This is a genomic window from Streptomyces sp. NPDC002701 (assembly GCF_042889045.1).
In the GTDB taxonomy this organism is placed as follows: Bacteria; Actinomycetota; Actinomycetes; order Streptomycetales; family Streptomycetaceae; genus Streptomyces.
Genome location: NZ_JBIAQL010000004.1, coordinates 102,026 through 113,641 on the forward strand (window position 1 = coordinate 102,026; position 11,616 = coordinate 113,641).

At 68.5% G+C, this 11,616-nt stretch carries 13 protein-coding genes and 4 pseudogenes; 10 read left to right on the top strand and 7 right to left on the bottom strand.

Features of this window, described 5'->3' with window-relative positions; translation table 11 throughout:
- Positions 1 to 47: 47 nt before the first annotated feature.
- Complete coding sequence (locus tag ACFYXC_RS12965) at positions 48 to 401, bottom strand: GGDEF domain-containing protein (RefSeq protein WP_389550318.1); 354 nt, start codon at positions 399 to 401, stop codon at positions 48 to 50.
- A gap of 343 nt (positions 402 to 744) precedes the next feature.
- On the bottom strand, positions 745 to 951 hold the full coding sequence (locus tag ACFYXC_RS12970; protein ID WP_389550320.1) for a LexA family protein: 207 nt from the start codon (positions 949 to 951) through the stop codon (positions 745 to 747).
- A 204-nt stretch (positions 952 to 1,155) separates the two neighbouring features.
- Here ACFYXC_RS12970 and ACFYXC_RS12975 point away from each other — a divergent pair, with 204 nt between their 5' ends.
- The 4 genes and pseudogenes from ACFYXC_RS12975 to ACFYXC_RS12990 all read left to right on the top strand — a co-directional run.
- Positions 1,156 to 1,254 (top strand): hypothetical protein, encoded by a 99-nt coding sequence (locus ACFYXC_RS12975; RefSeq protein WP_389550322.1) that lies wholly within the window; start codon positions 1,156 to 1,158, stop codon positions 1,252 to 1,254.
- Between the two features lie 188 nt (positions 1,255 to 1,442).
- The gene (locus tag ACFYXC_RS12980; RefSeq protein WP_389550325.1) at positions 1,443 to 1,658 is read left to right on the top strand and encodes a hypothetical protein; all 216 of its coding nucleotides are present in this window, start codon (positions 1,443 to 1,445) and stop codon (positions 1,656 to 1,658) included.
- Between the two features lie 138 nt (positions 1,659 to 1,796).
- Entirely contained in the window at positions 1,797 to 2,135 is a 339-nt protein-coding gene (locus tag ACFYXC_RS12985) for an ANTAR domain-containing protein (protein WP_389550328.1), read from the top strand.
- A gap of 470 nt (positions 2,136 to 2,605) precedes the next feature.
- Positions 2,606 to 2,741: pseudogene (locus ACFYXC_RS12990) on the top strand (IS701 family transposase); the annotation flags it as partial.
- 169 nt (positions 2,742 to 2,910) lie between these two features.
- Here ACFYXC_RS12990 and ACFYXC_RS12995 read toward each other — a convergent pair.
- A complete protein-coding gene (locus tag ACFYXC_RS12995) occupies positions 2,911 to 3,828 on the bottom strand; it encodes a cupin domain-containing protein (RefSeq protein ID WP_389550331.1) in 918 nt (305 codons plus the stop codon).
- 191 nt (positions 3,829 to 4,019) lie between these two features.
- On the opposite strand from ACFYXC_RS12995, the pseudogene ACFYXC_RS13000 reads away from it, so the two are divergent.
- The 3 genes and pseudogenes from ACFYXC_RS13000 to ACFYXC_RS13010 form a co-directional block, all read left to right on the top strand.
- A pseudogene (locus ACFYXC_RS13000) lies at positions 4,020 to 4,484 on the top strand (SDR family NAD(P)-dependent oxidoreductase); the annotation flags it as partial.
- 255 nt (positions 4,485 to 4,739) lie between these two features.
- Positions 4,740 to 5,660: a zinc-binding dehydrogenase gene (locus ACFYXC_RS13005; RefSeq protein WP_389551605.1), complete on the top strand. Its 921-nt coding sequence runs from the start codon at positions 4,740 to 4,742 to the stop codon at positions 5,658 to 5,660.
- A 339-nt stretch (positions 5,661 to 5,999) separates the two neighbouring features.
- Positions 6,000 to 6,419: pseudogene (locus tag ACFYXC_RS13010) on the top strand (ATP-binding protein); the annotation flags it as partial.
- A 121-nt stretch (positions 6,420 to 6,540) separates the two neighbouring features.
- Here ACFYXC_RS13010 and ACFYXC_RS13015 read toward each other — a convergent pair.
- Positions 6,541 to 7,281, bottom strand: a complete 741-nt coding sequence (locus ACFYXC_RS13015; protein WP_389550334.1) for a class I SAM-dependent methyltransferase — start codon at positions 7,279 to 7,281, stop codon at positions 6,541 to 6,543.
- A 263-nt stretch (positions 7,282 to 7,544) separates the two neighbouring features.
- On the opposite strand from ACFYXC_RS13015, the pseudogene ACFYXC_RS13020 reads away from it, so the two are divergent.
- Positions 7,545 to 7,946, top strand: a pseudogene (locus ACFYXC_RS13020) (SDR family oxidoreductase); the annotation flags it as partial.
- Positions 7,930 to 8,316 (top strand): SDR family oxidoreductase, encoded by a 387-nt coding sequence (locus tag ACFYXC_RS13025; protein ID WP_389550337.1) that lies wholly within the window; start codon positions 7,930 to 7,932, stop codon positions 8,314 to 8,316. The pseudogene ACFYXC_RS13020 and the gene ACFYXC_RS13025, both read left to right, overlap by 17 nt.
- Before the next feature lie 91 nt (positions 8,317 to 8,407).
- On the opposite strand, the gene ACFYXC_RS13030 is transcribed toward ACFYXC_RS13025, so the two are convergent.
- The 3 genes from ACFYXC_RS13030 to ACFYXC_RS13040 all read right to left on the bottom strand — a co-directional run bounded on the left by ACFYXC_RS13030 (position 8,408) and on the right by ACFYXC_RS13040 (position 10,221).
- On the bottom strand, positions 8,408 to 8,728 hold the full coding sequence (locus ACFYXC_RS13030; protein WP_389550340.1) for a hypothetical protein: 321 nt from the start codon (positions 8,726 to 8,728) through the stop codon (positions 8,408 to 8,410).
- An 875-nt stretch (positions 8,729 to 9,603) separates the two neighbouring features.
- Complete coding sequence (locus ACFYXC_RS13035) at positions 9,604 to 9,858, bottom strand: hypothetical protein (RefSeq protein ID WP_389550343.1); 255 nt, start codon at positions 9,856 to 9,858, stop codon at positions 9,604 to 9,606.
- Between the two features lie 147 nt (positions 9,859 to 10,005).
- Entirely contained in the window at positions 10,006 to 10,221 is a 216-nt protein-coding gene (locus tag ACFYXC_RS13040) for a hypothetical protein (RefSeq protein WP_389550346.1), read from the bottom strand.
- Between the two features lie 436 nt (positions 10,222 to 10,657).
- Between ACFYXC_RS13040 and ACFYXC_RS13045 the strand changes: the two genes are divergently transcribed.
- Entirely contained in the window at positions 10,658 to 10,936 is a 279-nt protein-coding gene (locus tag ACFYXC_RS13045) for a hypothetical protein (RefSeq protein WP_389550349.1), read from the top strand.
- Positions 10,937 to 11,616 lie beyond the last annotated feature (680 nt).

Genomic DNA, 11,616 nt, shown 5'->3' on the forward strand with positions numbered 1-11,616 from the left:
GCCGCGGCAAGGTCGGCCTGGTCGACGGTGAACTGCACGAGGGGTCCTCATCTGTGGGGTCGGCGGTCGGTAAGCGGCAACAACAGCGCAACGCCGAACTCATCACCATGCAAACGGGCGGCGAGCCCGGACCGGGCAGCGGCCCACGTGCTCAGGCGACGGCCGATCGCGGCGATCAGCGCGTCGCCAGCGACGTGCCCGAGGGTGTCGTTGACCGTCTTCAGGCCGTCGCTGTCGCAGACAAGGACGTGCAGGAGGTCGCGGCTGGTGTGGGCGAGCCGACCGATGCGGCCGGTAAGGATGTCGCGGCCGGGCAGCCCGGTCAGCGGGTCCCGGCGGGCGGTGTGCAGCTGGCGGCGCACACGGACGTCGTCCGCAACGACGGCCAGAGCGAGCGGCACGGCGGCCACGGTGATGAGGAGGGTGCGCGAGTGCTGCCGTAGAGATATTGCGCACCCCAGCAGTACCGCCGCTTCTCCAGTCCGGCGCGTCTGAGGACGAGGTGGACCAGGAGCGCGGTCCTTGGGCGTGGGGCGGTACGTTGCCCTGAGGTGCGTTCGTAGCGCCTCACGACGGACGCGGGCCCGGCCTCTCCATAGCTTTCGCCCGGGCACGTGCCGGACGGAGCCTGCATGTGCCCACCACTCACCACCTGAGCGCACCGACTGCGCAGTGCGCGAGAGCCAATTGCGCTGAGCAGGTCAGGCGTTGCGCATCCAGTCGGCCGCCAGTGCGGCAGCTGCTTCAGCGCAGACGGCAGGTACGCCAGCCGTACCCGTCACCCAACAGCACAACGCGCTCCTCCAGATTGCGCAGGTGGTAGGCAACCGTGCCCTTGCTGCGCAAGTCGACCGCGGCACCGATCTCCGTCATGGTCGGCCCTTTCCCGCGCTCTGCGATCGACCGGCGGATGCAGGTCAGGATCTGTTCCTCGCGCTCGATCAGATGCACAGGACGCCGGTTCTCCGCGCGTCCTCGTGCAGTGTCCGGGTGTGGCTGCGCAGCTGCGCCCGCGCGGCGGGAGCTCTGCCCGGGGCCGACCAGAACGGATGCCACCACAGGCGGGCCGACAGCACCACCAGGCGGCGCCGGAGCTGCGCGTGTGCGGTCGTGGGGCGGGGTTGACGCCAGACCCGGCCCCCGCAGCCCGACTGGGTGGTCGAACTCAGCATCGGCGCCGGACGCCCGCCCGCCGAACTGCATATCGGGCACTGCTACGCCATCGGCAAACGCCGCCATCCCAGTCAGCCGTGACGAAGCCCGTCGGCTGCTCACCGCGGGCATGTGCGTGGGCAGCCACTGCACGCCCGACACCACACTCGACATCCCGTTACCCAGCAGCCCCTCCCCTGCCGCCGCGGCGCGCTGACGGCTCCTTGCACTGCACCTGCCCGCCTCGCACCGCGACGTCCATCCCCCTCTTCGCCCGGACAGGACGCCCCGTGATCACCAGCACTCCCCCGCCCCCGATCAGCGAACCCGACCCCGCCACCTTCACCACCTCCAGCAGCTACATCAGGCCCTGCTCCGGCTGCCAGCGGCCGACCTTGGAGTATGGGCCCGGCGGACTGCCCCTGTGTCAGTGGTGCCTCGCCGCTGCCCGCGAGAACTGGGGACCGGCCGTCCGCTTCACCGACACCCGCCGCCAGACAGGCTGACGGGCGCCGGTCCACGCACAGCCCACCGGTGGGGCCGATCCTGCCGGCCACCGCCGCTGCGCCCGGCAAGCGGTTGCACCTGCCGGATCCGGGACAGACGCTCATCAGAGGAGGAGGGCAAAAGGAGGGGATCCACCGGTGACAGCCGACGCCATATCCACTGCCGGTCTTCCGGCGGAACCACCCGCCGAGGGGCAGCTGGACGCACTGCGCGAGGAGAACGAGCAGCTCCAGCAGGCGGTGCACTCACACGCGGTGGTGGACCAGGCCATCGGTGTCGTGATCACCGTGGGACGACTGACACCCGAACAGGGCTGGCACGTCCTGCGGAAGGTCTCCCAGCACACGAACGTCAAACTACGGATCATTGCCGAACACCTCGTCACCTGGGCGCGCACCCAGACCCTGCCCGACACCATCAGCACCCAACTGCAGCAACAGCTGGAGAGCGCCCACCTCCTGCACATCAAAGAATGAGCAGAACAAAATCAGGACTGGTGACGGAAGAAATGGTGACCCGGTCGGTCACGGCGGGGTTTGGACAAAAGCCCCGGCAGAGTCCTCCGGGGCCTCCCCGGGGGACTTTGTGTGCCGCACCAGCCAGCACTTGACGCTCCCGCACGGAAGGCGGATGCAGAGCGTCCCCTTGCACGGAGTCGTCGTTGACACGGCAGCACGCTCCGCTTCCCATCTAGCCGGATACGCCGGTGCTCAGGGCCCGGCGCACCGCGGTCGCCACCGGACCCTCCCGAGTACAGCGAGTGTCAGGCTGACCAGGCGGAAGAGATGCAAGCGTCACATGGACCCCACCGGAGCCGATGCTCACCGAAACGGTGCGCAACCCCGACCTGCCACCGCGGGGCACGGGAGTGACTTCCGAGGTTGCCCGTGTCGCCGGACCCTGACCGTTCGCACCCGGATCTTGGCGAACGCGAGTCAGTAAGGTGGCGATGGGTCGAAAGGCCATCGCTGACAAGGTCCCCTTCGGCTGGGTGACGGCGGATGCCGCCTACGGCTTCAAGCAAAGGCTGGCGCTTCGAACTCGAGCAGGTGGACGTCTTCCACGTCATGGCCACAACGAGGCTTCGATTCGGACGGTTCGCTGGGGGGCGTGAGGTCGCGGCCCGGCGGACGTCCGGGGGTGTCGTCCTCCACGGACGGGCGCCCGTGCAGGCGCGGTCGACGAGCACGGCGAGACTCTGGTGCTCGCGGATCCGGTGGACCGAAGTGCCGCGCGCGTGATCGGCCGTCGTCACCCGTGGCGGCTTCGGCCGCGATACGCGCCCGGCGCGAGGCCGCGATGGCGCCGGAACGCCCGGCTGAAAGCTTGTGCCGAGGTGTAGCCCACGGCGGTCGCGATCGACTCCACGGTCTGGTCGGTGTCCCGGAGCCGCAGGGCCGCGAGGTCCATGCGCCACCGTGTGAGGTAGTCGCCCGGGGTCTGCCCGGTTGCCGCCGGGAAACGTCGCGACAGCGTCGCCCTGGACACGCTGATCGCGGCGGCGAGCGTGGCAGTGGTCCACGGGCGGGACGGCTCCTGGTGGATCTTCGTGAGGGCGTCCCGTACCGGCGGGTCGAGGAGACCGCTCAGCCAGCCGGCGCGTTGTTCGGTCCGGGCGTCGAGTCGCGTGCGGATGACCTGGATCAGCAACAGGTCGATGAGGCTGTTCAGCGCCGCCGTCGTACCGAATTGCGGATGGGAGAGCTCTCGCACGAGGAGCCGGACGACGTCGTCGAGGTGGGGATGCGCGAGCGTTTGGATGTGGACGACGTCGCTGAGTGCGCCCAGGATCGGAGTGCGCACTTCAGGGTCCTGTTGGTAATGCAGCGTCACCAGTTTCGCGCGGGCCGGTTGTGAGCCGAGCCGGACCACGTCGCCCGTCGCGCGCGCCCGCGCCGCCTCGGCCCGGTCGCAGGCGCCCGGCCTCACGCCCGGCTCACCGGACAACCCGTGCTCGGTTCCCGCGGGCAGGAACACGAGGTCCCCGGCCTGCAGTCGCCGGGAGCATCGATCCGGCCGGCTGAGCCACACGGTGCCGACCGTGACGGCGTGGAGGGCGGCCCCGGGGTAGCTGTCCAGCCACAGGCCCCACGTACCGCCGGCCTCGATGCGGGTCCCGAGCGAACCACGGGCACCGGCGGCGATGAGGGTGTCAGCCAGGAGATCCACCTCGTCATCATCACGCGTGACGGCGCGGAGCCGGTACGCGCGTGGGGATCGTCACACCCGTGAGGCAGACGGATACATCATCGAGGCTGATGGGCGGCGACGAGCGAACGGCTGCGTCTTAGCGTGCCACCTGTAACAGGCACCGCACGCTTGAGAGTGAGAGCCCGATCGTGGAAAACACCGTCGCCTTGGTGACCGGCGCGAACCAAGGGATCAGCCAGCAGCTCGCCCGGCTCCTGCTGGAACGAGACGCGAAGAAGGTCTACGGCGCCGCGCGCAATGTCGAACAGATCACCGTCCCCGGGGTCGTGGCCCTGCCGCTCGACATCACCGACCTGCAGTCTGTGTCCGCGGCGGCCGAGAAGACCCGGGACGTGACCCTGCTGGTCAACAACGCGGGGGTCGCCCACGGCCAGGACGTCGTGACCGGCGATCTCGGCACGATACGGGCGGAGATGGAGACCAACGTGTTCGGGACACTGGCGATGGCCCGCGCATTGTCCCTGGTGCTCGCTCGTAACGGCGGGGGCGCCGTCGTCAACGTCCTGTCGGCCGCCTCGTGGTTCACCTACCCCGGAAGCAGCTCCTGTGCGGCGAGCAAAGCAGCGGAGTGGAGCCTCACGAACGGTATGCGGCTGGGGCTGAGGGCGCGGGGAACCACGGTCATCGGCGTCCATGTCGGCATGGTCGACACCGACATGACCGCGGCGCTGAATGTCGAGAAGATCGATCCTGCGGAGTTCGTGCGGATCGTTCTCGACGGGCTGGAAAAGGCCGGTCGGAGATCGTCGCGGACGATCTCAGCCGGCGCGCCAAGGCCGCCCTCGCCCACGAGCCCGGCCTGTTCGCACCATGACCCGCCTCGTCGAGGGGTCCAGCCGTCAGTTCTGTTCCAGGAAGGGATATCTCCTGTGCGTGCTTTGGTAGTGGATCCGGAAGCCGTTGCTTCCGTGCGACTGGCCGAAGTGGCCGAACCGCGCCTTCGCCCGGACCAGGCGCTCGTGGCCGTTCGACACATCGGGCTCAACTACGGCGAGCTGGTCTTCGCGAGCCAGTGGCCCACCGGTTCCGTACACGGCCACGACGCCGCCGGTGTCGTCGTCGAACAGGCGGCCGACGGCACCGGGCCGGCTGCGGGCACCCTCGTGGCCATCGGCCTCGCCGCCCACACGTGGGCGGAGCGTGTGGCCGTCGACGCGACCCGGCTGGCCCCTGTGCCCGAAGGGGTCGACCTCGTCGACGCGGCCGCCCTGGGCGTCGCGGGCGTGACCGCCCTGCGCGTGCTGCGCACGCGCTCGGTACTGGGAAGGCGCGTGCTCGTGACCGGAGCGAGCGGCGGTGTGGGGCGGTTCGCCGTCCAGTTGGCCGCCATCGCCGGTGCGCAGGTGACGGCTTCCGTCGGCTCCGTCGAGCGCGGGGCCGGCCTGTCGAAGCTGGGCGCGGACGAGGTGGTGGTCGGTGTCGACGGGCTGGAGCGTCCGTTCGACCTGGTTCTGGACACCGTCGGTGGTCCGCAGCTGGCCGCGGTCTGGGGGCTGCTCGCGGCCGGCGGCACCATTCACGTCGTGGGCCATGCCTCGGGGGAACCGACCGCTTTTGACACGGGCGCCCTGTTCGCCTTCGGTGATCCGAGGTCGATCACCACGTATGGCGACGTGACCTCGCCGGTCGATGCGGACCTTGCCGACCTGCTCGGGCTGCTGGCTGTTGGGAAACTGTCGGCGGAGGTCGGCCTGCGAGGAAGCTGGGAAGACATCGCCGACGCCGTGGTGGCGCTGAAGAGCCGGCGGATCAAGGGGAAGAGCGTGCTCGACGTGACCGGCGGTGACTAGCCTCGCGCTTACATGAAGCGGACTGTCCGACAGGTGGTCAGGCAAGCAGAAGGTTCCTCTGACCAGCGATAATGAGGTTGCTGAGTCCTTGTTCTCGCCCCTGTCGGAGCACTTTCCAGGTGAAGCGGCCTATTGGGTCCTATCCCTGTCAACGGCCATTTCATCTCCGCATAGGGGGGTCAGCAGTTCGCCCCGCTGTGTGAGGTCCGGGGGATGCTTGACAGTTCGGTCTCGGAACCTGCTTGACGGCGTCTCGCATGATCCTTGACGGTTTCAGGTGATGGTCGACGGGTCGGCGCGAGTCTGCGCGGTAGCGGGTCACCGGGTCGCCCTTACGGGGGCCTGCCGCTCTGCCTGATCGGCGACTCGGGCACCGGCAAGTCCCACCTGATGATCGCGCTCGGCTCCGAGGCCGCCATGGCCGGCTTCCGGGTCCGCTACACACCTGCCACCAAGCTGGTCAACGAGCTGGGCGAAGCTGCGGACGAGAAGGTCCTGACGAAGACCATCGCCCGCTACGAACGCGTCGATCTCCTCTGCATCGATGAACTCGGCTACGTGGAGCTGAACCGCAGGGGCGCTGAGCTGCTGTTCCAGGTGCTCACCGAACGCGAGGAGAAGGACAGCGTCGCCATCGCCTCCAACGAGTCTTTCGGCGGCTGGGCCAGGACGTTCACCGATCCACGGCTCTGCGCGGCCGTCGTCGACCGTCTTACCTTCGGCGGGAACATCATCGAGGACGGCACCGAATCCTACTGACTCGCCAGCACCAGGGCGGCCCGAGGGCAGGACGTCGCCTCGAGCTGATCACTTCTGGCGCACTGCCGTGACCGGCCCTTTCTCGCAGGCTTGAGTGCGCAGTCAGACTGCTCGCCTGGTTCTACAGGTCGGCCACGAGAAGCCGGTAGCCGGCATCGAGGGCTTCGCGGTCGAGCAGGTCGGCATGGCGTTGGTGCCATCGACCGGAGGACAGGTCGTCTGCCAGCCGGGCCAAGCCCGGCTGGAGGACTTCGTCGCTGGTCTGGGCGAACAGCGAGATACCGGCCCGCACTGCCGGGTCGAGGTATGCTTCGGGCCGGCGCCAGAAGGCGGCGAGGAATCCGTCGGTGCAGTCGTGCGGGACGGGAACCGTCTCGATGCGCGCGCCTCCCAGCAGCCTGGCCAAGCGGTCGACCGCGACGGCTCGTGTGTTGTCGAACGCGGCGGCTTCGGGCAGATACTCCTCCAGCAGCCAGAACCTGTGGTTGATGTCGGGGTCGAAGGTGAGGACGACGATCCGCTGCCGGGCGATGCGGAGGAGTTCCCCGATGCCGGCTTCCAGGTCGCTCCAGTGGTGCACGGTCAGCAGGGCCATCGCCGCATCGGCCGAGTCGTCGGCGAGAGGGATCGACTCCGCGGATGCTTCCAGGGCCGGTGCGCATCCGGCTGGGCGCTGGGCGATCATCACTGAGCTGGGTTCAACAGCCAGCACCGTGTGTGACGGTTCGTAGGAGCCGGTGCCGGCTCCTACGTTGATCACAGTGGTGGCACCATCGAGGGCTTGATGGATCCTGGCGGCTATTCGGGGGTCCGGTCGCCGGGTGTCAGCGTAGGTCGCACCGATGCTGTTGTAAGTCGCCACACCGCACAGTATGCGCTGCCCGCTGACACCGGGAAGAGCTCGCAGCGTTGTCAGGTCTCATCGACATTTCCGAGCTGTCTGATCGCCAACTGCTACCCAGAACCGTCGACAAACGTTGCTCAGCTCCATTGACGAACCCAGCAACCACACCGAAGGAGAGCTTCACCAGGGCGTAGAAGACGCCGTCCGCGGCCAGGATCGCGGCCGCGAAAGCGAGGGCCAGCACCCGGCCAACTGCCCACAACTGCAGCTCCAAGGCGCCGATGAACGGGGGTACGACCGTCCTGGTCACCGGCGCCGGCGGGTTCCTGGGCGCCGAAGTCACCGCACGCCTCCTCACGGCCGGCCACCGGGCGCTGGCCCTGCTGCACCGCAACGGCGACATCGTCCGGAACAGCGGAAAGCGGCTGAGGGCCCCGCAGGGCTCGCTGACGCCGCTCATCGGCGACATCACCCGGCCTAGGCTCGGACTGGACGCGGAGCAGCTGCGCCTGGCCGCCGGCGCCGACCGGATCGTGCACTGCGCGGGCATCACCGACTTCGGACTCCCCGCCCAGCTGTACCAGGACGTCAACGTCACCGGGACGGAGAACGTCCTGGTCCTGGCCCGGACCCACGGCACACCGCTGGTGCACGTCAGCACGGCGTATGTGGCCGGTGAGCGCAACCGCACCGTCCACGAGGGCGAACTCGACGCCGTCCAGCGGTTCGGCGACGCCTACGAGCAGCAAACTGCGCGGGGAGACCCTGGTGCGCGAGGCGGCCGGGGACGGACTGCCCATTGTGGTGACCAGGCCGAGCATCGTGACGGGCGAGCGGCGGACGGGCCAAATCCGGGAGTACAAAACCCTGTACTCGGTGGTCAGGCTGATCGCCAAGGGAGGGGTCAGGACCATCCCGGGCCACTACGATGCGCTCCTCGACCTGGTTCCGGTCGACTACGTGGCGGACCTGATCGCCGAGGCGGCGCGCTGTCTGTCACCAGTAGCGCGTAAAGGAGGATTCGGTGCCATCTCCTCCGGCGCTCCCCGCTAGTCGTCTGAGCCCCGGCAGCCCCGGCGGATGAAAAACTGCGGCCGTGTCACAACCCGGTGTGGTGGGCCATGCCAGAAGTCGCGTCAACCCGTCACAGACCAGGGACATCCCTGACCCTCTTGAGCACCGAGCTGAACGCGTCCACCACGGTGTTGTGCCGTCTCGCGTGCGCCGCCCGGTCCGCCGGCACCAGCCGCGCGGCGGCCTCCACGGCGTGGGCGTCCGGATCACCGAAGGCGGTCTGCGGGTGCTCTCCCGTATCCGCGCAGTGCGCCGTGACCTCCTTGACCGCCTGGAGCACGACGGCCCGGTCCACGCCCGGCTGCATGGCCAGCCGTACCTGGAAACGCGCCATCCACTTGTCGCGGTCCTCCTCCCCTGCCACGTCCGTCGTCCGGTCCTTCTTCGCCACGTGCTCTCCCAGGTGATCGGCAGCCGTCCGTCACACAGTTGGACGCCGAGACATCGACGCGGGTTGCGGAAGCGAGAAGAATTACCACAGATCACAGGTTCTGGCGCTGCGTGCCCCGCCCAGAAGTCCTGTTGACAAGAGCCTGCCTCGGTGACAGCTACCGAGCTTCGGCTCAGGATTGTTTCACAGCAGTCCCTGAATTCGACCGCGTCGGAACAGGAACTCGATGACCTGAGGTCATGGAGGCCATCATCGAGTCGCACGTCATGGAATGGGGCACCCACGCCGATGGTCTGCGTGTGGTGAGGTTCTCTTTCACGACTGAAGTGCCTGAGTGTGACGGAGCGGCCGGCTCTGCCAGTAGGCCCAACCCTGCGGATGATGCGAACCTCTGGGTCCCGAGGTTCCCGGTGAATCCGGTGTCGACGGGCCCTGCCTGCGCGGACTGTGGCGACTGCGTGGCGGCTCTGAGGATGGCGATGCAGGAGGGCCAGCACAGTGATGCCTGGATCCTCGAATGTCGCTTGACTGACGGGGAGTGCGGTATCGACCTGAAACGGGACCCAACACTGGGGCCTGTACTACGTTCGGGCTCCGTCACGGAGGGGCGTTCCGGTACAGCGGCAGCTGGCGGCGGTACGAATTTCGCTGCCTGAGCGGCTGGTTCGGCGGTACCAACGTACCGGAGCACTGCGTCAGTCAACTCTGGCAGGCGGTGCACATCACTGTGCGGGTCGCGTCGTCGGTGAGGAGCAGGAAGGTGGGGTGCAGGATGTACTTGCCTATCTTGACTGCCGTTTCCGGCGTTCTGTCGCCGCGGGCCAGGTCAGTGACGAAGGTAGCGGTCCAGTTCTCGGTCGTGGCTTGCTGGAGTGTCAGCCGTCCGAGGGCATCGAAGGCGTCAGCTGTCCGCTGTCCTCCTGGGTGTGGTAGGCCGTCCTGGCCCGGTACTTCGGCCACACCAAGGTCGGCTTGCCAAGAGCCCGTGTGCGGCGAGCCTGGCCCAGAGGGTCCCGGTGCAGCTCTCCGGCCACGTCACGAGCAGTCCTCAGCACCCCGAGGGCCGACCGGTCGAGTTCATCAGGCGACTCGGTGGACCACTGAAAGCCCGTGTGGCCGTCGACATTCACGTTGTTCGCCCTCCCCGGCCTATCCGACAGTACGGGCAGAAAGGGCTGGTAAGCCCAGGATGCCCGATCCGAGGGGCTTGTCACAGGCTCAGGACCGAACACTTCAGCACGCAGGGCTCGGTGCGCGCGATGGCCAGTGGTCCCGGATCATGGGCTGCCTGTTCGTGAGACGCCATCGGCCAGTTGTCGTAGGACGTCGAGGACGCCCTGGCCGAAGGCGGTGGGTGCGATCAGAATGCCGAAGACGAGTACGATCGCTACGGTCAGCTTCTCATCGTTGCGGCTGCGGGCCTGCGTACGCCGCCGGAGCCGCAGGATGATGATGAGCGCCAGCAGAACCGCTACGTTGATCGTCAGTAACACCGGACAGCCCTCCCCGGTCAGGCGTGAGCTTTCCCGCATTCCTGTGTAGTCCGCCTCTTTGAGGTCTGTCGGCACTCCAGCCCTGAGATGGCTCCAAAGTGCGCCTGAACGACCGGATCTCATGCCAGGAGCATGACCGAAAAGCACATGCGCAGACAGCACCCGGGGCGTGGCCGACGCGCTGCTGGCATCGATGCGGGACGACAGACTGCGTGCGGAGATGGGCAGGACTGCCCGGGCCAGCGCAGAGAAACGATTCACCCCTGATACGACCGCCGACCGCTACGAGCGGCTGTTCAGCACCCTGGTGGACGAACGGGCCGGGCGGCCCGGTCCCCCACCGCCGGGCCTGGCCGGCCGCCGTGCTCGCCGCCACGGCGGGCATCCTCACCCGCGGAGCGGTGCGCCGTGGCTGAGGCACGCTGGGCCGGGTCGGATGAACGCGAATCGCACAGCGGCCTCGGCACAGCGGATGCTGTGGATCGTGGCCGCCGGGTTCTGCCTGCTCTCGGCCGTCCTCGTACCACTCACACTGCCGCTCGGCCGGGTTGAGATCATGCACGCCAGCCGCTTCGGGCCGTACGGTCCCACAACCATGTTCAGCGCGCCGCGTACCGGCGGGGTTCCCCTGCCGCTTGCTCCGATCGCCTCCTGGAGCGACTCGACGGTGCTGCTCAGGGTGCGGCTGTTTCCTGCCCGCCGGTGGTCCCTCTGACTGGTATTGCGGCCCTGGCTGCGCATCGTGCACCGTCCGGCAGCGGTGTGGGGGGCGGCCGGGCAGTACGCATCCCGTGGATCACCCAGTTCTACGCCCGCTCAGCGATGCCGAACCACTGCACCGCGATGGGTGCCACCGCCACGGTGGGCTTTTTCCTCGCGCCACGTCCCCGTACGCAGGTGTCGCGGAGGGACCTGACGACGGTGACCCGGATGCGGCCCAACGACGGTGTGGCCGTCGCCGCGCCGCTGCTCCTGGCCGCCGTACTGATGACCGCGCTGCGCGGCCACGGCCGCCTATTGGGGACCTCTGTCGGCCGTGGGAGGCCGGACCTCGTGGCGGGTACGCTGCCCTGGGTCGTCGAGGCCGAGGTGCGGTTCGGCGGGTGCGGAACCCGGCTCGCGGAGGCCGACGAGGTCCAGGCCGGTCTGCGGGCCATGTTCTCCCTGCGCCCCCCATCTCACCGCGCTGGACCGCCCCCTTCTGCGCCGTCCCTGGACGGGCGACACCGTACGGCTACCTGTGACGGAGCCGTGCGTGCTGCTGCCGCTGCTGGCCGGCCCTGCTGCCGACCTACACCCTGCCGACGCTCCCTGCCGCTGTCGTGCTCCTCGCCGTCGTCCACCAGGCCCGCACCAGCCGTTCGCTGCCGACAACCGCGGCGCTCGCCTGGCACT

What these genes read in the sequence shown, in the direction of transcription:
- ACFYXC_RS13045 (WP_389550349.1), top strand. Translation starts at nt 10,658, where the DNA reads ATGAACGCGAATCGCACAGCGGCCTCGGCACAGCGGATGCTGTGGATC.
- ACFYXC_RS13025 (WP_389550337.1), top strand. Translation starts at nt 7,930, where the DNA reads ATGTGGCCGGTGAGCGCAACCGCACCGTCCACGAGGGCGAACTCGACG.